Here is a 21,772-nt window from a genome sequence, read left to right on the forward strand (position 1 = left end):
CCTTCCTTATTTCCATCCTACTGAGTGCTCTCTATTGCAGAGCATCCAATCATTGCAGAACCAGTCGCCTTGTGATTGAGCTCATAAGAGCACAAGCCCCATAGGCATAAAAACAGCCTAGTCGGAATAGGATATGAATAACGCTGGATGCAATATTAAATGAGAATGATGTGTATTTATTTTGAAAGTATCATTCGTTGACTGCTCAGCCAAGTGGAAGTTGCCGCTTACACACCGTCTGAGTTGGTGTTGAGCGGGGAGTGTGTTTTTAGGGCATATCCGTTTCAGTGTATGTGGTCAAAAGAGGAGGAACTGATGATTTCGATCCTTGTAATATCATCGCTGACAGGCAAATACCCATCATTAGTCTCTGCGCTGACTAACGCGAAGGAGAATTCATGAACCCGGTTCTCTGGCGCTTGTCGCGGCCTTTGCGTCCTTCGATTTTACTGGCTGCGTTCGGCCAAGTGGTTGTCACCGCCTGTCATGTTGGTCAGGCGCTATGCTTAGCCAGTGCTTTGGCCGGGCTATTCGCTGACCAGCCATTGTCCGAACTATGGTGGCCGCTGTCGGTTTTTTTTGTTTTTACTTGGCTACGCATCGTGCTGATGGGGTTGTCTGAAGCACTCGCTATGCGTGTGGCAGGGCTTGCCCGGCACTACTTGCGTCAGCGCCTGATTGGTCAGGTATTACGTGTGGCGGCTGATCCGGCCAGCGACCGAGATAGCGGGGAACTGAGTACCACCTTGGTGCAGTCGGTGGAAGCCTTGCAAGCCTATTACAGCCGTTATGTGCCTGCAGTGCTGGGTGCGGTGTTTGGTGGCGGGGGTGTGCTACTGCTAATGGCGTATTTCGATAGCCGTTCTGCCCTTGTGGCTGCTCTTGCTGCGCTGGCGCTACCCTTTACTGATCGCCTCTGGTTGCGTTGGCGGCGCGCTTCTGCAGGTGGGTTGTTCGCGAGTATGGGGCGTTTTTCCGCGTATTTGCTCGACAGCTTGCGCGGCGTCACCACGCTCAAGGCCTTCAATGCTCAGACCCGGCGCCGTCAGGTACTCAGTCAACAGGCACGGGATCTGCGTGAGCAGGCCATGGGTGTGCTTTACGCCATTCTCATGCGTAACGGCGCAACAGGGCTGCTTAGCTTGGGTGGTTTAGCGTTGGTGACTGCGCTTAGCGCTCAGCGCGCCGTTGCCGGTGAGCTATCGCCGTTTGCGTTGTTGGCCGTTGTGCTGCTGGCCCGCGAGGCCTTCGGTACGCTGGAAAAGCTTGATAAGACCTTCCACATTGCATGGTCGGGTAATGCGGCGGCGGCCCCCGTCATTCGTTTACTTGACGCTATACCTGGGGTGCCAGAGCCGATTGAGGCCCGGGCTTTACCGACCCATCATGGAGTGGCCTTTGATAGCGTTAGTTATACCTGGCCGGGTGGCTGCGAACCTGCGTTGCACAATGTGAATTTTACGCTTGAGCCTGGTGAGTTCGTGGCTGTGGTAGGGCCCTCTGGCGCAGGAAAATCGACCCTGGCAGCTCTATTGATGCGCTTTGTTGCACCTGACTGCGGCCGCGTCAGCCTGGGCGGCGTTGATCTTCGCGATTTGCGCGTCAATGACGTATACGAAAACGTCAGTGGCGTGTTCCAACATAGTGTGCTGCTGCATGGCAGCATCGAAGAGAACTTGAGGATGGGGGCTCCTCAAGCCAGTGATGAGGATCTGGCTGAGGCATGCCGGGTAGCGTCACTGGAATCGTGGATTTCAAGTCTTGAAAAAGGCGTTGCCACTGCCGTGGGAGAAGGCGGCGCGCGACTTTCTGGCGGTCAGCGACAGCGCATAGCTATCGCACGTGCTTGGCTAAAAAATACACCGGTCATGGTGTTGGACGAGGCGACCGCGAACGTGGACGTTGCCAGCGAAACCCACATTGGAGAGGCCATCGAGCGGCTTCGCGGTCAGCGTTCGCTACTGGTGATTGCACATCGTCTAGCCAACGTTCGGAATGCCGACCGCATTCTGGTGCTTGATCGTGGTCGTTTAGTTGAGATCGGTGATCACCACAACCTACTGACCCGAAATGGCCTCTATGCGCGCCTCTGGAACCGGCAGCACGCCCACGAAGCGTCGCCCCAAACCGAGGAAGAACTAATATGAAAGTCAATGCCCACGAAATTCCCCAGGGGCCGCGTAGCACATGGGGTGACCTGTTACGCCTTTCCGCTGGCCAGCCGCGCCTGCTAGCACTCACTATCGCTGCTACGCTCATTGCCCAGGCTGGCATGGTGACAAGCCTTGCGTTGGGTGCCTGGCTAGCAGGTTTGGCGCTGACGGGTGCACCGGAGAGCCTCTGGCAACCCGTGCTTTGGGGCATGCTTGTCAGCGCCGTTGCTGGGGCCGGTGGTCGCTGGTGGCAGGCACATATCTCCCATGCCTTTGCTTTTGCTCTGATCGAAACGCTGCAGGTGGGCATTTACGACGGTCTAGAGCGTGCCGCCCCAGGTGGTTTGTCCGACACCCGCAGCGGCGAGCAGGCCAACGTGGCGCTGAACGATGCTCAGGCGCTGGAACACTTTTTTGCCCACACCCTGGCCGATACCATCGCTGCAGTTGTGGTACCGCTGTTGGCACTGCTGGCGCTGGCCTGGATACAGCCTTGGCTTACTTTAGTGTTACTGCCATTTCTGCCGACTCTGACCAGCGTGCCATTCTGGCTGGGGGAGCGTGCTTTTCGCCAGGGGCGCGAGATGAATGCCGCGCTAGCGGGACTAAACGCTGAAGTGATTGAGGGCATTGAGGCGCGTCGAGAGATCCTCTTGTTCAATCAGGAGGCGGCTTGGCGCGCTCGGCTGGGGCAGTATCTGGCGCGGCTGAAGAGCGAGCAGCGTCGTTACGCCTTGCGAACAGGCGCGGAGCAAGGCGGTATAGAGCTGATCCAGTCCTTAGCATTGATCACCGCGCTGGTGGCCAGCGCAGTGTTGCTTGAATATCAAGCCCTAGCGTTGGCTCAAGTTCCGCTATCGGTCGTGCTGGTAGGCGCGGCACTGCTACCTTTGGCAGAGGTAGCGCGCAGTGCCAGCCAACTGGGTGCAGTGCGCGCCAGTGCGGCACGGGTGTTGGCGTTGCTGCATCAGCGTTCGCCGATTCAGGACAATGGCCAGCGATTGCCTAAGGATGCCAGCATCGAATTCAACCAAGTGGTGTTCGCCCATTCCGAGCGCCCTGTGCTGCAGGGTGTCAACTTCCGGGTAGAAACGGGTGAGATGGTCGCACTGGTTGGCCCCTCTGGATCTGGCAAGACCACCTGCGCCAACTTACTAATGCGCTTCTATGAGGTGCAGAGCGGCACAGTGAAGCTGGGCAGCGAAGATCTGCGTGATATTCCCCTATCCGAGCTGCGCCACTGGATCGCCTGGGTTGGTCAGGAGGCCTACTTGTTTGACGACAGTATCGAGGGCAACTTGCGCTTGGGCAAACCAGAGGCGACGCAGCAGGAAATCGAAATCGCTGCGCATCAGGCCCAGGCCCACGATTTCATTCAGGCCCTACCTGAGGGCTACCAAACGCGTTGCGGCGCGAATGGTGCGCGGCTTTCAGGTGGTCAGCGTCAGCGTATCGCCATCGCCCGGGCACTGCTGTCTCAAGCGCCCGTGCTGGTAATGGATGAAGCTTCATCCAGCCTCGATGCTGACAGTGAACATGCCCTGCAGCAGGCCTTGTTGGCGCTTCGTGGGCAGTACACGCTACTGGTGGTAGCACATCGTCCAAGCACCATTGCTCAGGCTGACAGGGTCGTACTCCTGCAGGATGGCTGCATTCTCGATCAGGGCTCTCATGAGCAGTTGCTGCACCGTTGCGAGCAATATGTCCAGTTGCTCGCGCAGCCAGCCAGCGCTTAAAAACACATGCTTAGCAACGAGTACCTTAAGCGTTTAGCTCCAGAAACTTAAAACCTGGGAATACCGACATGAAAGCCCCCGCCATTTCGTACTGGTCGTTGCAGTTGCTGCTCGGCTGGATCAACTTCGCTATGACCGCACCAATGATCTATCTCTACCTAGGGTTACCGCTGGTGATGCGCCAGCAGGGGTGGTCCGGCACCGCCATCGGCCTCTTCCAATTGGCAGGGTTGCCGGCCGTGCTCAAGTTCGTATTGGCTGCTCCGGTAGATCGCTGGGCGCGAGATACCGCCGGTTATCGGCGCTGGAGCTTAGTACTGTTGGTCGGTTATGCCGCAAGCCTTGTAGCGCTGGCGGGGCTCGACATAGGAAAAACGGGCTTCACGACGTTATTCGCCCTGGCGATGCTGGCTAGCTTATTCGGCACTTGGGCCGACGCGCCGGTCAATGCCTTGGCTATTCGCTGTTTACCCGAGACTGAACGTATGCGCGCAGGCACTATCCGTTCAGCCGCCAGTTCATTGGGGGCAGTGTTCGGGGGTGGTGCGATGCTCATTTTGCATGATCGTGTTGGCTGGTCTTGGCCGTTCTTTGTGCTGGGGGTTGGACTGTTGTTGGCCCTTGTCGGACTTTATCTCATACGCCCAGTGCATCTTGATACGATAGCGACACCCAAACGCTCAGAGGTGGGGGTGCGCCAATGGGTTGGCTATTTCGCTTCTGCTCAGCGTCGCCGTTGGGTGGTCGTGTTGATGCTCTATTTCCCCTTTATTGGCACTGCCTGGGTATACCTTAAACCGTTACTGCTCGATCAAGGACTGCCGTCCGGTCAGGTGGCCGTGGTAGCTGGTTTGCTGGGTGGCGTGGTCGGTGCTTTGGGCAGTCTGCTAGGCGGTTATGTCACTTACCGTCGTGGTTTGCACTATGCCCTGCCTGGCTTTGCAATGCTCGCCCTCGTTGCCTTGGCTGCATTATCGGCGGCGTTGGCCAGCCATGCGAGCTTGCCGTTGCTAACTGCCTGCACCGTGCTTCTGGCGCTGGCCATGGGCGCCTCGGCTGGATTAGTGTTTGGCATGATGATGTACTACACCCGTGAAGGTTTGACGGCTGTGGACTATGGTCTGCAATCGAGTCTATTCGTGCTCACGCGTACGGTTGTGCCCATGCTCGCAGGGCTGCTGCTTGACCATTTCGGGTATCTGGGCATGTTAAGCGCTCTGATGGCTGGCATGCTGGGAATAGGTTACTGGAGCCTGCGATTTGTGCGGGGCATGGGCGAGATGCCACCAAAGATGGGGCGTGTCGCCTGATTCCCGAACCGTTGTGGTCACTATAGTGGGGTACTGCGGAGCTAGGTCGGTTGTGCTGAGAACATCGTGATGTTAGCCGTGTCCGGTGTCGACTTCCGGCACCACTGACATGCCGACTTTTAACTGTTGGGCTTGAGGTTGACCTGGATCGATGGCGATGCGCACCGGTAGACGTTGGACGATCTTGGTGAAATTACCTGTGGCGTTGTGGGGTTGAATGGCTGAAAAGCTCACCGAGCTGGCTGGGCCTAGGCTATCCACTCTGCCGGTTAGGGTGATGTTGGGGAGAGCATCGATGGTGAAACTTACCGGTTGGCTGGGCCGCATACGGGCGATTTGTGTTTCACGGAAATTGGCGGTGATATAGAGATTGTCCAGAGGAACTAAGGTCAGCAGCGTTTCACCGATTTTCATATAGCCGCCGAGGCGCACCACTTTCTGAGCGACGATACCTTTCACCGGTGCTGTAATGTGGGTGTAGGATAATGCCAATTCCGCTGCGTCCAGTTTGGCCTGAGCGATGTTTTGCGCCGCTTGGGCTTTCTCTAGGTCGGCCTGCAACACTTCCAACGCCTGTTGGGTAGCGGTATAGGCGGCCTGGTCGCCGATCAGGGTGGCCCTTGATGCAGCTAACTCTGCCTCTGCCCTTTGCAGCGACTGAACGGTACCGGCACCGCGGGCGCGCAGGTTGAGGTAGCGTTCTCGCTCCTGTCGAGCCAGTGTCACTGCGGCCTGATCGACGTCAAGTTTTGCCTGTGCTTGATGAATGCGACTTTCCTGACGCACGATTTGCGCTTGTAGACTGACGATTTCCGCAGCTGCCTGGGCCAGTCCAGCACTTGCTTCTTCCACCTTAGCTCGTGTATCGCTGTCATCGATCTCTACTAGCAGGTCGCCGACGCTCACCGTCTGGTTTTCTTCCACCAGTACCCGCTGTACACGACCGGCAACCTGCGACGCCACCCGTGTTAGATCTGCCTGTATATAAGCATCGTTGGTGGATTGATATCTGGCGGCGCTTTCCGGGCGGTTCAGCGCATAGACACCCGTAATTGCCAGGGCCAGGAGTATCAGAATGAAAGGAGTTCGCAAGCGACGTAATGAGGTCATGGCTATTATTCCGGTGAACGAGAGGGAGGTGACGGTGGCGTTACGGGCGTGAGACAGAGCGTCAGCGGAATCAGCATCAGGGCAAGCACGCTAAGTGCCCGGTAAGCGTCGGCGGTGGCCAGCGTGACGGCTTGGGTAGTGACGGCGTCGGACAACGTCATCAGTTGGTCTTCATGCATTCCTAGGGCGGCGCCAGCTCGAGCCATGCTGTCCAGCAACATGTCGCTGTGAAAATGGCTTTGAATCAGTATCAACTGAGTGACCAGCGCGCTGCCCAGGGCGGTGCCGAAGGCGCGCAGCATATTCACCAGCCCGGATACGAAGGGGCCTTCCATTGGCTGTACCACACTGGTAGCCAGAAATAGCAGTGAGACCACCGCCATTGGCTGGCCGATCGCTTGCAGTGCTTGTACAGCGACGAACTGGTGCCACATCCATTCACTGGTGATTTGGGCGCCTAGCCAGCAGGCTATCGCCACAATCAGCAGGCCAGTGGCAAATACCTTGCGTGCATCCATCCAAGGCTGGTATAGAAGCAGAGCCACCAGGGAGCCGAGCACCAACTGTGGTAGCCCGATGGTGAGCCCAACGGCACTGGATTGCAGTGGTCTATAACCTTGCACTTGGGCGAGAAAATTAAGCGGCAGTAGAGCGCCGGACATCAGCACAACCAACAGCCCAACAAACAGGGTGAAGCCCAGCCCAAGGTTGCGCCGGGAAAGCAGTTGAAGGCGGATAAAAGGGCTGGGATGATGCCACTCGCTGAGCAGACCGGCGAAGGTGGCGATTAGGCCGCCAGCAAGTGCACTGCAGATCAGTGTTGAATGAAACCAGCCAAGACGTACACCCTGACTGAGAACTATCGCAAGCAGCGCTAATCCGGTAACCAGACAAATATGGCCGATCCAGTTGCCCTGACCGAAGCGCTCATGGCGTGGTGGATCCTGAGGGAGGCCCCATGCACATAGCGCTAAGCTGAACATACCCAGCGGAACGATTTGCCAGTAGACCCACCGCCAGTCGAACAACTGATCTGTCCACACGCCAGCCAGCCACACCGCCAGATTGGGTGCTAGGGTGGCAGTCATGGCGAATAGCGCCAAACCGTGCAGGCGAATATGAAACGGCAGAAAACGCAGCGCTGCCATCATCAGTGTCGGGATCAGACCGCCAGCGACGGCACCTTGCAGACCGCGCAGTAGGAGCATGGACGGTAGCGACTGGGCAAAGGGCAGTAGTAATCCGAGCAGCGTGGCAGCGGAGATTAACACCAGTTGATAACGGCGCAGTGATAGGGTGATGGCGAACCAGGCGGCAAACGGTTGTACCGTGATTTCGCCAACGAGATAGACGGTATCCAGCCAGGAGGCAGCGTCGGCACCCAAACCATGGGCGCCGCGAATATCTGGCAATGATAAGGCAGGAACCCGGTTGTTAAATCCTGCCATGATGGCTGCGATGAATACGCCGGTCAGCCCGGCGATAAGCCGAGGGCCAAAAACAGGCTGGGCTGGGGTGGCGGTGCGGGTATTAGGCATGGAGAGCGCTCCGGCGATCACAATCGCCAAGTGAAGCGCATTCCTACCTCCCGGGGCGGGCTGTAGATGGTGACGAAGCCGTTCTGGTAGCCCACGGCGTCATAGCGCTTATCGCCGATGTTGTCGGCGTAGGCGGCGAGCTCCCAATCACCTAACTGATAGCCAGCGACCAAGTTGAGCAGTGCATAGTCGTTACGCTCGTATTGGTTGGCGGCGTCTAGGTAGACTTTGCTGCTACCGACCAGGCTGCCCTGGGTGTACCAGCCTTCTGGATCGTCGTAGCGTAGGCTCAAATAACCGGTAAAATCGGGAGCGAAAGGATTGTGATTACCAGCGTAGTCGGCTGAGCCATCTTGGAATTGATCAAATCGGGTATGGTTCCAGGCTAACCCCCCTTTAATTTGCCACCCATCGCCAAGCAGATAGTCAAGGTCGAGTTCTACCCCTTTAGAGGTGGCTGTGGCAGCATTGGTGATGTACATCATGCCGGCGGTGGGCATTTGCATGACTTGCATGTTGTCGATGTCCATCAGATAGGCGGCGAGAGAGTAACGCAGGCGCCCTTCGGCTAGCCAACCCTTAGCGCCGGTCTCGTAGGACCAAGTTTTCTCTGGACCGAAGGACTGATAGTTCGTTGCGGGGGATAATATATTGAACCCACCGCTACGCACGCCTCGCGAGATACTGGCGTACCACTGATTGCGTGGGCTGATTTCATATTGCAACGCGATCTTGGGCGAAAAGTGCGACCATGATTCCGACCGGCTTGCCGCACCACGTGGGTGTAGTTCCACCTGATTGTGCTCAATGCGCCCACCGGTAGAAAGGCGCCAGTGTTGTGCCAAGGGTAGGTTCCAATGGGTAAACAGGGCTGTCGTTTGGCTTTCCTGATTGGCATGAAGATCCACAGAGCCCATCATATTTTTGCTGATACTATGCAGCCGGTTATCACTGCTATCGCCGTAGACGCCGAGCAACCACTCTGTCTCGCCAAGAGCACCCTCTAAGCGAAGCTCCTGGGATAGCGTGCGTAGCCGGTTGTCACGACCTACGTGCAAGATATCCTCGGCCCTGAAATCGGTATCCTGCTGTATATGATCCCGGAAATCATTCCAGGCAGTGACGGAATGGAGACTCAAGTCCGAGGCGAATTCATGTTCCGCGGTTAGTGCTAGGGTTTGCCCCCAGGATCGGTTCCAACTTGGGGTGCCTGAGGCAACAGTGGCACGATGCGCGCTAGGTGCCCCCCAGCGGGATGCACCATCATCATACTCTTGGCGCGTATAGCGCAGTGCCAAATCAGTCGCATCACCAGGCGTCCAGCGCAGCCCTAGGTTGAGATCGTGCCGATTGCGGTCATCTTCATTACTGCCGGTGTGGATGTTGTCGATAAAACCATCCTCACTCGACGTGCTACCCGCAATACTGGCATAGAGATTGTCCTGAACGATGGGGTGACTGACGGCGAAGCGAACGGCTCGATGGCCATGGTTGCCGGCTTCACCGCTAACAGTGGCGCGAGGTTGGTTGTCCATCGGCTGGGTGTGGATAGCAATGACGCCAGCTTCGGCATTACTGCCATAGAGTGTGGACTGAGGGCCGCGTAGTATCTCGATTCGGTCGACGTTAAGTAGGCTGCTCTCGAATCCCTGAGCAGACAGTGTTGGTACACCATCCACCAGAAGCAACGTTGAGGTGGAAAAGGTGTTGAAGTTAGCCGTTAGTCCCCTCATTACGGGAGAATTCATGCCGGCCTGTCCGAATGGCTGAAACGATAACCCAGGAACCCGTCCCTCTAACTGTTCGAGGCTGGTCAGGCCCGCTGCTTCAATTTCAGAACCATCAATCACCGCGACACTGGCAGCCACATTTTCCAGTGGCTGCTCGGTTTTTTCCGCGGTCACCGTTATCGGTGTGAGGGTGGCGGGGGCTTCACCCTCTGTCGTTATTGCTGAGTTTGTCGTATTCGCCCACCCGGGGACGGCTTGCAGGCAACTCATCATGGCTGCCAAATGGAAAATTCGACGTCGCTTGTGCTGCATCTTTCGTTTCCCCTTATTCCCTTATGTTATTTCATTACGTGCTAATTTCCCCGCTACAATCTCATCGGTACGGGGAATACGCTGAGAACAAGGATACTCTTAAGGCAAATAGTAATCATTGCTATTAAGTATGGTGGTTGGCGGTTTACCTATGAATGTATGCAAGCGCAGGGCTGGGGCAGCTGCCCATTCTGGTTCGGCCGAGCTGATTTTGACTGCTCAGTTCAAATTGAGCCTTGGGGCGTAGTCTGCTATTCTGTCGTCCCATCCTGGTGTGGCTTTCTGTTACGCCTTTTGATCACGTTTCGACAGGTTTTCCATGACACGATATATCTTCGTGACCGGCGGCGTTGTGTCCTCTCTTGGCAAGGGCATCGCGTCGGCCTCGCTGGCGGCGATTTTAGAGGCCCGCGGCCTTAAGGTCACCATGCTCAAGCTCGACCCGTACATCAACGTGGACCCGGGCACCATGAGCCCGTTCCAGCACGGCGAGGTGTTCGTCACTGAGGATGGCGCCGAAACCGATCTGGACCTTGGCCACTACGAACGCTTTATTCGTACCAAGATGACCCAGCGTAATAATTTCACCACTGGCCGTGTTTACGAGCACGTGCTGCGCAAAGAGCGCCGTGGTGATTACCTGGGTGGCACGGTGCAGGTAATTCCGCACATCACTGATGAAATCAAGCAGCGCGTTTATGCCGGCGGCGAAGGCTTTGACGTGGCGCTGGTGGAAATTGGTGGCACAGTCGGCGATATCGAATCGCTGCCGTTTTTGGAATCCATCCGTCAGATTCGCAGCGAGCAGGGTGCTAATCGCGCGCTGTTTATGCACCTGACGCTGGTGCCGTATATCAAGACGGCGGGCGAGACGAAAACCAAGCCTACCCAGCACAGCGTTAAAGAGCTGCGCTCGATTGGTATTCAGCCGGATATTCTGATTTGCCGCAGCGAAGTCGAGCTTGAAGAGAGCGAACGCCGCAAAATCGCGTTGTTTACCAACGTTGAAGAGCGTGCGGTCGTACCGCTTCAGGACGCAGATACCATCTACCGTATCCCGCTGATGCTTCATGAACACGGCCTGGACGATATCGTCTGCGATAAGCTGCGCCTTGATGCCGAGCCCGCCGATCTTTCCGAGTGGGTGAAAGTGCTGGACTCCAAGCTTAATCCGCTCAAGTCCGTAAGTATCGCCATGGTCGGTAAGTACATGGAACTGCTGGACGCGTACAAGTCGCTTAATGAAGCCTTGATTCATGCAGGCATTCAAGGGCGCATCAAAGTCAATGTCGACTATATCGACGCTGAGGACATCGAACGTCACGGCACCGAGCGCCTAGCGGGTAAAGACGCTATTCTGGTGCCCGGCGGCTTTGGTGAGCGAGGCGTGGAAGGCAAAATTATGACCGCCCAGTTTGCCCGCGAAAATAACGTGCCTTACCTGGGGATCTGCTTAGGGATGCAGGTAGCGGTTATTGAATTTGCGCGTAACGTGGCGGGCTGGAAAGATGCCAACTCCACTGAGTTTACCCATGACACTCAGCACCCGGTGGTCGGCCTGATTACCGAATGGCTGAATGCGGAAGGTAAAATTGAGCTGCGCGATGCGGCGTCTGATTTAGGCGGCACCATGCGTCTGGGCGGCCAGATATGTCATCTGACCTCCGGCAGCAAAGCGCGTGAAGCTTACGGCTCTGATGAAATCGTTGAACGTCACCGCCACCGCTTCGAAGTTAATAACCAGTTTATTGACGAGCTGGAAAAAGCCGGCCTGGTAATTTCAGGTAAAAGCGTTGATCAGTCGCTGGTTGAAATGATCGAGTTGGCCGATCACCCTTGGTACGTGGCGTGTCAGTTCCACCCGGAATTTACCTCCACACCGCGTGACGGGCACCCGCTGTTCTCGGGCTTTGTGAATGCAGCGCTGGAGCACAAAACGGCGCGTACCCGATCTCACGCGACACCTCAGGAATAAGGGGGGAAGCCAATGTCTTCTCAAGCACCTTTTCAAGAGCGTCACATCAACATTGCCGGCCTAACCGCCGGCAATTCTTTGCCCTTAATGCTGCTTGGCGGCATGAACGTGCTAGAGTCGGCAGAGCTTGCCGACGAGGTAGCCCAAGCCTACGTCAGCGTGACGCAAAAGCTCGGTATGCCGTATGTATTCAAGGCGAGCTTTGACAAGGCCAACCGCAGCTCGATTTACTCGTACCGTGGTCCGGGTATTGAAAAAGGCTTGCAGATTCTCGCTGATATCAAGTCGCGTTATGGCGTGCCGATCATCACCGATGTTCACGAGCCCTGGCAGGCGGCCCAGGCGGCAGACGTCGCGGATATCATCCAGTTGCCCGCTTTCCTGGCGCGCCAGACGGATCTGGTGGTGGCGATGGCCAAAACCGGTGCCGCGATCAATATCAAAAAGCCCCAGTTTTTAGCACCTCATGAGATGCGCCATATTCTCAGCAAGTTTCAGGAAGCCGGTAATGATCGCCTGATGCTGTGCGAGCGCGGTTCAAGCTTTGGCTATAACAACCTGATTGTCGATATGCTTGGGTTTGGCGATATGAAGCAGACTGGCTACCCAGTGTTCTTCGACGTTACCCATGCGCTGCAACGCCCCGGCGGGCGTGCTGATAGTGCGGATGGGCGGCGTGCCCAGGTCGCCGAACTTGCCCGTGCAGGCGTTGGCGTCGGGCTTGCGGGGCTGTTTTTAGAAGCGCATCCTGATCCGGATAACGCCAAGTGCGATGGTCCCTGTGCGTTGCCGCTTGACCAGCTTGAGCCATTTTTAACGCAGCTATCTCAGCTTGATTCATTGGTGAAAAATTTTGCGCCGTTGACCATTCGCTGATCGCGGCCATCATGCGATACATAACCTTCTAATAGACCGCCAACCAAGGAGACTGTCATGACCAAAATTGTAGATATCAGTGCACTGGAAGTACTCGATTCACGCGGTAACCCGACGGTGCTAGCGCGTGTGCGCCTTGAAAGTGGGGCAACGGGCGAAGCCTGCGCACCCAGCGGTGCTTCTACCGGTTCGCGTGAAGCGCTTGAGCTACGTGATGGCGACAAAGCACGCTATCTCGGCAAAGGTGTACTGACAGCTGTCGATGCGGTCAATGGCAAAATCCGAGAGGCGCTGCTTGGTATGGACGCACGCGATCAGCGCGGTCTGGACGATGCCATGCTGGCGCTGGATGGCACTGACAACAAAGCCACTCTGGGTGCGAATGCAATTCTCGCGGTATCGCTGGCGGCCGCTAAAGCCGCGGCTAACGCCAAGGGCGTGCCGCTTTATGCACACATTGCCGAGCTTTACGGTCAGCCAGGTCAGTACAGCATGCCCGTGCCGATGATGAACATCATCAACGGCGGCGAGCATGCGGATAACAACGTGGATATTCAGGAGTTTATGGTGCAGCCGGTCGGCGCCAAAAACTTCCGTGAAGGCCTGCGTATGGGCGCTGAAATTTTCCACGCGCTGAAGAAGGTGCTGTCTGCCAAAGGCCTGTCTACCTCTGTGGGCGATGAGGGTGGCTTTGCCCCTGACCTGGCGTCCAATGCGGATGCCTTGGCTGTCATCAAACAGGCGGTGGCGGATGCTGGTTATTCGCTAGGCAGTGATGTCACGCTGGCACTCGACTGCGCGTCGTCTGAGTTCTACAAGGATGGCCAGTACAATCTTTCCGGTGAAGGTAAAAGCTACGATGCACAAGGCTTTACTGACTACCTGGCAGGCTTGTGTGAAGACTATCCGATTGTCTCTATTGAAGACGGTATGGATGAGTCGGATTGGGATGGCTGGAAAGCCCTCACCGACAAGCTGGGCGATAAAGTGCAGCTGGTGGGCGACGATCTGTTCGTTACCAATACCAAAATTCTTAAGCGCGGTATCGACGAGCAGATTGGTAACTCGATTTTGATCAAGTTTAACCAAATCGGTTCACTGTCTGAAACGCTGGACGCCATCAAGATGGCTCAGGATGCAGGCTTTACTGCGGTTATTTCGCACCGCTCCGGTGAAACAGAAGACACCACCATTGCTGATTTAGCGGTGGGCACCTGTGCAGGCCAGATTAAAACCGGCTCCTTATGCCGCTCTGACCGGGTTGCCAAATATAACCGCTTGTTGGTGATTGAGTCAGAACTTGGCGATGTCGCTTATCCCGGCTTGAAGGCTATCAAGGGCCAATAACGGGATTTGTTAGCTGTCTTGTAAGAAATGTCTCAAGATTTTGTAAGACATGTCCTACAAAAGCCGACGAAAATCGCTCGACGTGGGTAGGAAAAGTAGAAAATTTTCGTCTAATTTAAGTTTATCTAATTGATTTTAAGTTGTTTTTTATTGAAGGGCAGGCCACTTAGGCTTGCCCTTTTTGTTATAGGCCGCCTTGAGATGACATTGTTATCTGCCACAATGCATTCAGGACAGGGGAGGCAGGGATGCTTTAGACAGAATGCAACGCAATGGGGTGTAAACAGGCCCACCGAATGACACACTGAGGTGAATTTCGGTAGGGAAGCGGCCTGAGGAAGTTGACACATGGAGCGGTCAGAGGAAGTGTTTGGAGCGGGCGACCTAAGGGTCGCCTTTTTTTGTGCTTACGTTTTATACCTACGTACGTTGAATACCTGGCAAGAGGGTTGTTCCCGGTGTTTCTTACAACCGGCCGACGCAACCAGCCAAATGATTCCTAGGTTATAAGTAAAATCCATTTTTATTCTTCTTCGCTATTACTTACCATGGCCCGCAGAATTAGCAGGCTATGCTTCTGCTGCTGCGCTTGTCACACGGTACATCGTTGATGTGCCGTTTTTTGTTATTCAGGAGGTGCGTTACATGCATGGGTTGATTGCGATCAACGTGTTGGTCTTTATACTGGCGATTGCACTGCTGGCGCGCTGGCAGCGGCGCGGTGCCAGCCTGTCTCGCGTGGTGCTTGCAGGCCTGGTCATTGGGGTGGTGCTTGGCGCGCTATTGCAATGGGGATACGCCGGATCAGAGGTGCTTGAGGGCACCATCGACTGGGTAAACCTGGTAGGCGGTGGCTATGTCCAACTGTTAAAAATGATCATTATGCCGTTGGTGCTGGTGACCATTTTATCTGCTGTTACGCGCTTACATGATGCCAGTGCGCTGGGCAAGATTAGCCTGGGTGTACTTGGCATGCTCATGCTGACAACGGCGATTTCTGCCGTTATCGGCATTAGCATGACCCAGCTGTTTGGATTGTCTGCCGAGGGGCTGGTACAAGGTGCTCGCGAGCTGGAGCGCGGCCAGGCGATTGTCGAGCGCAGTGTTCAGGTGGCAGACCTGACCATCCCACAGCTTCTGCTCTCGTTTATTCCCAGCAATCCGTTCCAGGATTTAGCGGGCGCACGACCCACCTCCATTATCAGTGTGGTGATCTTTGCGACGTTTCTCGGCTTGGCCGCTCTGGGCATCAAGCGTGAAAATGCCGCGATTGGCGACAAGCTTATCGAAGGCATCGATATTGTGCAGAAGTGGATCATGCGTTTGGTGCGCATGGTGATCCGCCTTACGCCCTACGGGGTACTGGCGTTAATGGCCAAAGTGGTTTCTACGTCGAATCTCAACGATATCTTTAATCTGCTCGGATTCGTCGTTGCCTCCTACGTTGGCTTGGCACTTATTCTGGTCATGCATGCGCTATTTTTGATGGGCGTTGGGGTTAACCCCAAACGCTATTTTCAGAAGGTCTGGCCGGTACTCACCTTTGCCTTTACCTCACGTTCAAGCGCGGCCACGATTCCTTTGAATATCGAGGCGCAGGTAGACCGCATTGGCGTACCCCCTGCGATTGCCAACTTTTCAGCCTCCTTCGGAGCGACCATCGGCCAAAACGGCTGCGCGGGGCTTTATCCGGCCATGCTGGCCATGATGATTGCGCCCACGGTGGGGATTGATCCGTTTTCACTGGAGTTTCTGGCAACGCTGGTACTGGTCGTGACGCTGGCCTCTTTCGGCATTGCCGGTGTTGGCGGCGGGGCAACCTTTGCCGCGATCATCGTGCTCTCAACGCTTGACCTACCGATTGCTTTGGCGGGGCTTCTCATCTCGATTGAGCCGTTGATTGATATGGGCCGCACCGCCATCAACGTCAACGGTTCAATGACGGCGGGTACGGTGACCAGTCGTTTGCTCAAGCAGCACGACGCGGCTATTTTTGCTTCCAACGATGACCAGTTGGACGAGCCGAAAGCAGCGTGATTCAACTGACAAATTAAGCAAGCTACAAAAAGCCGCCTTCGGGTGGCTTTTTGCGTTTGTCGCGTGCGTTATCCTTGAAGAGGAGGGACAAGCAGACATAAAAAAACCAGCGCGGACGCTGGTTTTTAAGCCGATGGCTAACGACACGGTACTAAAAGCGTGCTGTGTTATCGCTCCAGCTTGTCGATCTTGCCGCTCTTGCCATCCCACTCTTCGGCATCCGGCAAGGCATCTTTCTTTTCAGCTATGTTGGGCCACACTTCAGCCAACTCAGCGTTGATCTCGATAAACGGTTCTTGCCCATCCGGCAGCTCATCCTCTGAGAAGATGGCTTCGGCCGGGCACTCAGGCTCGCATAGCGCACAGTCAATGCACTCGTCCGGGTGAATCACCAGGAAGTTGGGGCCTTCATAAAAGCAATCGACCGGGCAAACCTCTACACAGTCGGTGTATTTGCATTGGATGCAGTTTTCGGTAACGACAAACGTCATCGCGCTATCCCTCTTGCGGGACCGGGGGAGGTCCCGGTCATAGGTCAATCATGAATGGTTATAAAACGGCTGTTTCTTATAAGCTAAAAAGTATGGGCGACATTCTAGTGGCGCCCATACCTCACGGCAAGCACTTGGCTATCTTCTCTTGTACCGGTTACAACAAATCTCGCCATTGATAGACCAACGCCAGCGCCTCGCGGGGCGATAAATCATCAATGTCGGCACGCTCCAGTGCTTCTAAAACCGGATGTGGCGCACTGGCAAAGAGATCGTTTTGCTGGGGTGACGGGCTATTGGCAGGAGTCTGTTGTGCCGGGCCTGGGCGCGCCTGATGAGTGTCTACATCGCGCTGTTCCAGGTCAATCAACTTTTCACGGGCGCGCTTGATAACGTGGCTTGGAACACCGGCTAGTTGGGCGACCTGTAAGCCGTAGCTTTGGCTGGCCGGGCCTGCCTCAATGCGATGCATAAACACAATGCTATCGCCATGCTCTGTAGCGGTTAAATGAATGTTTTCCACGCCTTCGGCCTGCTCGGGAAGGGCGGTCATTTCAAAGTAGTGCGTAGCAAAGAGCGTCAGTGCCTGCGCCTGCGCCAAGTGCTCAGCGCTTGCCCAGGCCAGGGAAAGTCCGTCGAAAGTACTGGTGCCCCGGCCGATTTCATCCATCAGCACCAGGCTATGCTCTGTGGCATTGTGCAAAATATTAGCCGTTTCGGTCATCTCGACCATAAAGGTGGAGCGCCCACCGGCAAGGTCATCCGAGGAGCCTATGCGGGTGAATATCCGGTCGACAGGACCAATCTCAGCCGCATCGGCAGGCACAAAGCTACCGCTATGGGCTAGCAGCGCGATTAAGGCGGTCTGGCGCATATAGGTCGATTTACCGCCCATATTGGGGCCGGTAATAATTAGCATGTGACGGTCAGGCGACAGCACAACGTCATTGGGCACAAACGGCTTGTCGCTTACTTGTTCCACTACGGGGTGGCGGCCAGCGGTAATGCTAATGCCAGTCGCGTCGCTCAGGGTCGGGCGCACCCAGTTAAGCGCATCGGCACGTTCGGCAAATGCACACAGTACATCAAGTTCGGCAAGCGCCCGGGAAGTGCTTTGTAGCGCCATGAGGTGTTCGTTGAGTTCGCTTAGCAGGCGTTCATACAGCCACTTTTCACGGGTCAGTGCGCGTGACTTGGCGGAAAGCGCTTTGTCCTCAAACTCCTTGAGCTCGGGGATAATAAACCGCTCGGCGTTTTTCAGCGTTTGACGGCGAATATAGTCAGCCGGTGCCTGTTGGGCCTGGGAGCGGGGTAGCTCTATAAAGTAGCCGTGCACCCGGTTGTAACCCACCTTGAGGTTGGCAAGGCCAGTACGCTCACGCTCACGTAGCTCCAGTTGAACCAGGTAGCTGCCAGCGTTTTCGGCCATGCCGCGATGTTCGTCAAGCTCGGCATCATAGCCATCGGCAATCACACCGCCATCGCGGATCACCACCGGCGGGTTCTCGATCAACGCCCGGCTCAGCTGGTCGGCGATATCCGGATAGGGGCGAATATGCGGACGCAAATTATCCAGCGTGCTGCCGCTTTCTACGCCACCTAACTGCTGCTCAAGTGCTGGCAACGTATTAAGGGCGTCTCTTAAGCGGGCCAGGTCGCGTGGGCGGGCACTATAGAGCGCGACGCGGGCCAAAATACGCTCTACATCACCCACATCATTGAGTGTGTCGCGTAGCGTCATGTACGCCGCGTCGAGGCTTAAAAGTGCCACCCCCGCCTGGCGGCCCTGCACGGTTTCACGCTGGCGTAGGGGGCGATTCAGCCAGCGCTTTAAAAGCCGCGACCCCATGGCGGTGGTGCAGGTATCCAGTACACTGGCAAGCGTGTTGTCCGTGCTACCGCCAAGGTTGATATCGATCTCTAAATTACGCCGGCTGGCAGCATCAATGACCACCGCATCATCACGGTTTTCAACGCTGAGTGCCGTTACGTGGGGCAAGCGCGAACGTTGAGTATCACGGGCATAATCAATCAGTACCCCGGCGGCCACTAGGGCGGTGGTAAGGTGGGCGCAGCCAAACCCACGCAGGTCCTGAACTTCAAATTGGTCGCACAGGCTGCGATTGGCGCTTTCCAAATCAAACAGCCACTCGCCCTGGCGACGCAAGCTGCGCTTCTGCGACCACATGTCGGGCAGCGTCAGGCTCTCAGGAACCAGTAGTTCGGCGGGTGAAAGGCGGGTCAGCTCGGCAAGCATTTCGGCTTCACTTTCGACTTCCAGCACGCTAAAACGCCCGCTGGATAGCTCAAGCCACGCAAGCCCCCAGCGGTCACTGCCGGGTGCCAACGCGACCAGCACGTTGTCGCGCCGGGCATCCAGGAGCGCCTCATCGTGCAGTGTGCCGGGTGTTACGATGCGCACGACTTGCCGCTCAACCGGACCCTTGCTGGTTGCCGGGTCACCAATTTGCTCGCAAATGGCCACGGATTCACCGGTAGCCACCAAGCGGGCCAGGTAGCCTTCGGCGCTATGATAAGGAACGCCCGCCATCGGGATGGGTTTGCCACCGGATTGGCCACGCTGGGTAAGCGTGATATCCAACAGCGCAGCCGCGCGCTTGGCATCATCAAAAAACAGCTCGTAGAAGTCCCCCATCCGGTAGAACAGAAGGACGTCAGGGTGTTCGCGTTTGATCTTTAAATACTGCGTGATCATGGGCGTATTGGGGGGGATGGCCTGTGACATGGGCGTCCTGATTGAGCGTGGCGTAAGCGCATTTCGCTTACGGCATGTTCATTAAATAAAAGCGTTAAATACGTTCTTTGAGCGATTTCGTTGAGAAAGCTAAACGCAGTATTCTACGCTGACTGATATCTTACATGAAGGAGCGACCATGACGCCCAGCATAACGAGCCTAAAAAATCTGGATTTGTCCCTGCTGGCGCAGCGGCTTGGAAAGCTTTGCCAGCAGTTGGATATAGAGGTGACCACGGCAGAGTCGTGTACCGGTGGCGGCATTGCCAGTGCGATCACCTCGGCTGCCGGCAGCTCGGCCTACTTCACAACGGGTTACGTGACGTATGCTAATGCGGCTAAAACGCGGCTGATCGGTGTCTCAGACGTTACACTACACACCCATGGCGCTGTCAGTGAGGCGGTGGTGAATGCCATGGTGGCCGGTGCCTGCCGTGATAGCGGCGCGCAATTGGGCGTGGCGGTCAGTGGTGTGGCAGGCCCCGGGGGCGGCAGCGATGAAAAGCCGGTGGGTACGGTGTGGTTGGCCTGGGGCGATGTTAATCACCAGGACGCCAAATGTTTTCATTTTCCCGGTGATCGCCAAGCGGTACGCGAGCAGGCCGTTCGCGAGGCGTTGGCAGGGCTGGTGGCGCGCCTGGATATGCTGGCTGAGGGTCAGGAAGAGAAATAATCGTTAAAAACCACGTTGAGGATTTGTTTAGCGACGAATTTTTGGCATAATACTGGTTAATTATACAGTCTGTGATGAGGGTGTTTGCATGGCTCAGGATGACAACCGTACGAAAGCGCTAAACGCCGCACTTAGCCAAATTGATCGTCAGTTCGGAAAAGGCACGGTAATGCGCTTGGGTGACGCTCCTCGCGTTGTGATGCCGTCAGTCTCCACTGGCTCGCTGGGGCTGGATATTGCGCTTGGCATTGGAGGGTTACCCTTTGGCCGAGTAGTCGAAATCTTTGGCCCTGAATCCTCCGGTAAAACCACCCTGACGCTTTCCGTGATTGCTCAAGCACAGAAGCAGGGCAAGGTGTGTGCGTTTGTCGATGCCGAGCATGCGCTTGATCCAAGCTATGCGGAAAAACTGGGCGTTAACCTCGATGATTTGCTGGTTTCCCAGCCGGACACGGGTGAACAGGCGCTTGAAATCACCGATATGCTGGTGCGCTCGGGCGGCGTTGACGTGATTATTATCGACTCCGTGGCAGCGCTTACTCCGCGTGCGGAGATCGAAGGGGAGATGGGGGATACCCACGTAGGCCTGCAAGCACGTTTGATGTCTCAGGCGCTGCGTAAAATTACCGGTAATATTAAAAACGCCAACTGTTTAGTGGTCTTTATCAACCAGATTCGCATGAAAATCGGCGTTATGTTTGGTAGCCCGGAAACCACCACAGGCGGTAACGCACTGAAATTCTACTCCAGTGTTCGGTTGGATATTCGCCGCACTGGCTCGGTGAAATCGGGCGATGAAGTCACCGGTAACGAAACGCGCGTTAAAGTAGTTAAAAACAAGGTAGCACCGCCGTTCCGTCAGGCCGAGTTCCAAATTCTTTACGGCAAGGGTATCTACCATGCCGGTGAGGTGGTCGACTTGGGCGTACAGTGCAACCTGGTTGACAAGGCAGGTGCCTGGTACAGCTATAAGGGCAGCAAAATCGGTCAGGGCAAGGCAAACGCGGCTCAGTACCTGGAAGAGCATCCGGCCATTATGGAAGAGATCGAAAGCCAGATCCGCGAACAGTTGCTTGCCAAGCCTGACCCCAAGAAAGAAGAGGCATCGGCTGCTGATGTTGCCGCCGATGCTGACGACGACCTGCTGTAACGCTTATGTTTGCTTCGTCACGTGATGCCACCCCACGCGACATCGCACTACAGCTGCTATCTCGGCGCGAGTACTCTCGCGCTGAGATAGCGCAAAAGCTAAAACAAAAAGCCGTTGCTACCGCTGACATTGAGGCGTGCCTGGATACCCTTGAAGAGCAGGGGCTTCAGTCAGACGTCCGCTTTGCTGAAGGCTTTATCCGTTCACGCATTATGCGCGGTCAGGGCGTGATACGGATTAAAGGCGAGCTGCGTCAACGCGGCATCAGCCAGGAAATAGTGGCAGAAACCCTCGCTACCGTAGAAGAGAATGAAGGTGTCGATTGGTTTGAACTGGCCAGTGATACCTTATCGCGACGCTTTTCCTCCCCCGGTGAATCCCCCAAAGAGCGGGCCAAACGAGAGCGCTTTCTAGCGTCACGAGGCTTCGATTTTGAACAAATTCGTTACGCGCTCTCTTGCCTGTAAAGCCTTCTTTCATCACTATTGTGGGTTATCGTTTTCTGACGTCTTTAGCTCTTAGCCATTAACTGCCGCTTTAGTCGTTAGACAACTGCGCTATAATGGCGTTTTTGCGACC

15 protein-coding genes are annotated in these 21,772 nt (G+C 55.8%); 10 read left to right on the forward strand and 5 right to left on the reverse strand.

Going from position 1 to position 21,772, the window contains the following annotated elements:
* Positions 1-398: 398 nt before the first annotated feature.
* From INT20_RS04350 to INT20_RS04360, 3 genes are all read left to right on the forward strand, one after another.
* Positions 399-2,147, forward strand: coding sequence for an ABC transporter ATP-binding protein (locus tag INT20_RS04350; protein ID WP_192537405.1), 1,749 nt, complete (start codon positions 399-401; stop codon positions 2,145-2,147).
* Positions 2,144-3,889 carry an ABC transporter ATP-binding protein gene (locus tag INT20_RS04355; protein WP_192537404.1) on the forward strand — a complete coding sequence of 582 codons (1,746 nt, stop codon included), beginning with the start codon at positions 2,144-2,146 and terminating at the stop codon, positions 3,887-3,889. The genes INT20_RS04350 and INT20_RS04355 overlap by 4 nt, the downstream gene beginning before the upstream one ends.
* 68 nt (positions 3,890-3,957) lie before the next feature.
* Positions 3,958-5,199 (forward strand): MFS transporter, encoded by a 1,242-nt coding sequence (locus INT20_RS04360; RefSeq protein ID WP_087107926.1) that lies wholly within the window; start codon positions 3,958-3,960, stop codon positions 5,197-5,199.
* A 72-nt stretch (positions 5,200-5,271) separates the two neighbouring features.
* On the opposite strand, the gene INT20_RS04365 is transcribed toward INT20_RS04360, so the two are convergent.
* The 3 genes from INT20_RS04365 to INT20_RS04375 are packed head-to-tail and all read right to left on the reverse strand — an operon-like array spanning position 5,272 to position 9,889.
* Positions 5,272-6,309, reverse strand: coding sequence for an HlyD family secretion protein (locus INT20_RS04365; RefSeq protein ID WP_087107928.1), 1,038 nt, complete (start codon positions 6,307-6,309; stop codon positions 5,272-5,274).
* A 5-nt stretch (positions 6,310-6,314) separates the two neighbouring features.
* Positions 6,315-7,847, reverse strand: coding sequence for an MFS transporter (locus INT20_RS04370; protein WP_087107930.1), 1,533 nt, complete (start codon positions 7,845-7,847; stop codon positions 6,315-6,317).
* A 17-nt stretch (positions 7,848-7,864) separates the two neighbouring features.
* Positions 7,865-9,889 carry a TonB-dependent receptor gene (locus INT20_RS04375; RefSeq protein ID WP_225736081.1) on the reverse strand — a complete coding sequence of 675 codons (2,025 nt, stop codon included), beginning with the start codon at positions 9,887-9,889 and terminating at the stop codon, positions 7,865-7,867.
* Between the two features lie 319 nt (positions 9,890-10,208).
* On the opposite strand from INT20_RS04375, the gene INT20_RS04380 reads away from it, so the two are divergent.
* The 4 genes from INT20_RS04380 to INT20_RS04395 all read left to right on the forward strand — a co-directional run bounded on the left by INT20_RS04380 (position 10,209) and on the right by INT20_RS04395 (position 16,124).
* The gene (locus INT20_RS04380; RefSeq protein WP_192537403.1) at positions 10,209-11,864 is read left to right on the forward strand and encodes a CTP synthase; all 1,656 of its coding nucleotides are present in this window, start codon (positions 10,209-10,211) and stop codon (positions 11,862-11,864) included.
* A 12-nt stretch (positions 11,865-11,876) separates the two neighbouring features.
* Positions 11,877-12,740, forward strand: coding sequence for a 3-deoxy-8-phosphooctulonate synthase (kdsA, locus tag INT20_RS04385; protein WP_193056487.1), 864 nt, complete (start codon positions 11,877-11,879; stop codon positions 12,738-12,740).
* Between the two features lie 57 nt (positions 12,741-12,797).
* Complete coding sequence (gene eno, locus INT20_RS04390; protein ID WP_087107936.1) at positions 12,798-14,087, forward strand: phosphopyruvate hydratase; 1,290 nt, start codon at positions 12,798-12,800, stop codon at positions 14,085-14,087.
* A 645-nt stretch (positions 14,088-14,732) separates the two neighbouring features.
* Positions 14,733-16,124 (forward strand): L-cystine transporter, encoded by a 1,392-nt coding sequence (locus tag INT20_RS04395; protein WP_087107938.1) that lies wholly within the window; start codon positions 14,733-14,735, stop codon positions 16,122-16,124.
* 167 nt (positions 16,125-16,291) lie between these two features.
* Here INT20_RS04395 and fdxA read toward each other — a convergent pair whose 3' ends face one another.
* On the reverse strand, positions 16,292-16,615 hold the full coding sequence (gene fdxA, locus INT20_RS04400) for a ferredoxin FdxA (RefSeq protein ID WP_087107940.1): 324 nt from the start codon (positions 16,613-16,615) through the stop codon (positions 16,292-16,294).
* A 157-nt stretch (positions 16,616-16,772) separates the two neighbouring features.
* Positions 16,773-19,361, reverse strand: a complete 2,589-nt coding sequence (mutS, locus tag INT20_RS04405) for a DNA mismatch repair protein MutS (protein ID WP_193056488.1) — start codon at positions 19,359-19,361, stop codon at positions 16,773-16,775.
* 148 nt (positions 19,362-19,509) lie between these two features.
* Between mutS and INT20_RS04410 the strand changes: the two genes are divergently transcribed.
* The 3 genes from INT20_RS04410 to INT20_RS04420 all read left to right on the forward strand — a co-directional run bounded on the left by INT20_RS04410 (position 19,510) and on the right by INT20_RS04420 (position 21,660).
* Entirely contained in the window at positions 19,510-20,043 is a 534-nt protein-coding gene (locus INT20_RS04410; protein WP_193056489.1) for a CinA family protein, read from the forward strand.
* An 88-nt stretch (positions 20,044-20,131) separates the two neighbouring features.
* The gene (gene recA, locus INT20_RS04415; protein ID WP_087107947.1) at positions 20,132-21,193 is read left to right on the forward strand and encodes a recombinase RecA; all 1,062 of its coding nucleotides are present in this window, start codon (positions 20,132-20,134) and stop codon (positions 21,191-21,193) included.
* A gap of 5 nt (positions 21,194-21,198) precedes the next feature.
* Positions 21,199-21,660 (forward strand): regulatory protein RecX, encoded by a 462-nt coding sequence (locus INT20_RS04420; RefSeq protein WP_193056490.1) that lies wholly within the window; start codon positions 21,199-21,201, stop codon positions 21,658-21,660.
* The last annotated feature ends 112 nt before the right edge of the window (positions 21,661-21,772 follow it).

Source organism: Halomonas citrativorans (genome assembly GCF_014898005.1).
GTDB lineage: Bacteria > Pseudomonadota > Gammaproteobacteria > Pseudomonadales > Halomonadaceae > Vreelandella > Vreelandella citrativorans.

What these genes read in the sequence shown, in the direction of transcription:
- INT20_RS04350 (WP_192537405.1), top strand. Translation starts at nt 399, where the DNA reads ATGAACCCGGTTCTCTGGCGCTTGTCGCGGCCTTTGCGTCCTTCGATT.
- INT20_RS04355 (WP_192537404.1), top strand. Translation starts at nt 2,144, where the DNA reads ATGAAAGTCAATGCCCACGAAATTCCCCAGGGGCCGCGTAGCACATGG.
- INT20_RS04360 (WP_087107926.1), top strand. Translation starts at nt 3,958, where the DNA reads ATGAAAGCCCCCGCCATTTCGTACTGGTCGTTGCAGTTGCTGCTCGGC.
- INT20_RS04365 (WP_087107928.1), bottom strand. Translation starts at nt 6,309, where the DNA reads ATGACCTCATTACGTCGCTTGCGAACTCCTTTCATTCTGATACTCCTG.
- INT20_RS04370 (WP_087107930.1), bottom strand. Translation starts at nt 7,847, where the DNA reads ATGCCTAATACCCGCACCGCCACCCCAGCCCAGCCTGTTTTTGGCCCT.
- INT20_RS04375 (WP_225736081.1), bottom strand. Translation starts at nt 9,889, where the DNA reads ATGCAGCACAAGCGACGTCGAATTTTCCATTTGGCAGCCATGATGAGT.
- INT20_RS04380 (WP_192537403.1), top strand. Translation starts at nt 10,209, where the DNA reads ATGACACGATATATCTTCGTGACCGGCGGCGTTGTGTCCTCTCTTGGC.
- kdsA (WP_193056487.1), top strand. Translation starts at nt 11,877, where the DNA reads ATGTCTTCTCAAGCACCTTTTCAAGAGCGTCACATCAACATTGCCGGC.
- eno (WP_087107936.1), top strand. Translation starts at nt 12,798, where the DNA reads ATGACCAAAATTGTAGATATCAGTGCACTGGAAGTACTCGATTCACGC.
- INT20_RS04395 (WP_087107938.1), top strand. Translation starts at nt 14,733, where the DNA reads ATGCATGGGTTGATTGCGATCAACGTGTTGGTCTTTATACTGGCGATT.
- fdxA (WP_087107940.1), bottom strand. Translation starts at nt 16,615, where the DNA reads ATGACGTTTGTCGTTACCGAAAACTGCATCCAATGCAAATACACCGAC.
- mutS (WP_193056488.1), bottom strand. Translation starts at nt 19,361, where the DNA reads ATGTCACAGGCCATCCCCCCCAATACGCCCATGATCACGCAGTATTTA.
- INT20_RS04410 (WP_193056489.1), top strand. Translation starts at nt 19,510, where the DNA reads ATGACGCCCAGCATAACGAGCCTAAAAAATCTGGATTTGTCCCTGCTG.
- recA (WP_087107947.1), top strand. Translation starts at nt 20,132, where the DNA reads ATGGCTCAGGATGACAACCGTACGAAAGCGCTAAACGCCGCACTTAGC.
- INT20_RS04420 (WP_193056490.1), top strand. Translation starts at nt 21,199, where the DNA reads ATGTTTGCTTCGTCACGTGATGCCACCCCACGCGACATCGCACTACAG.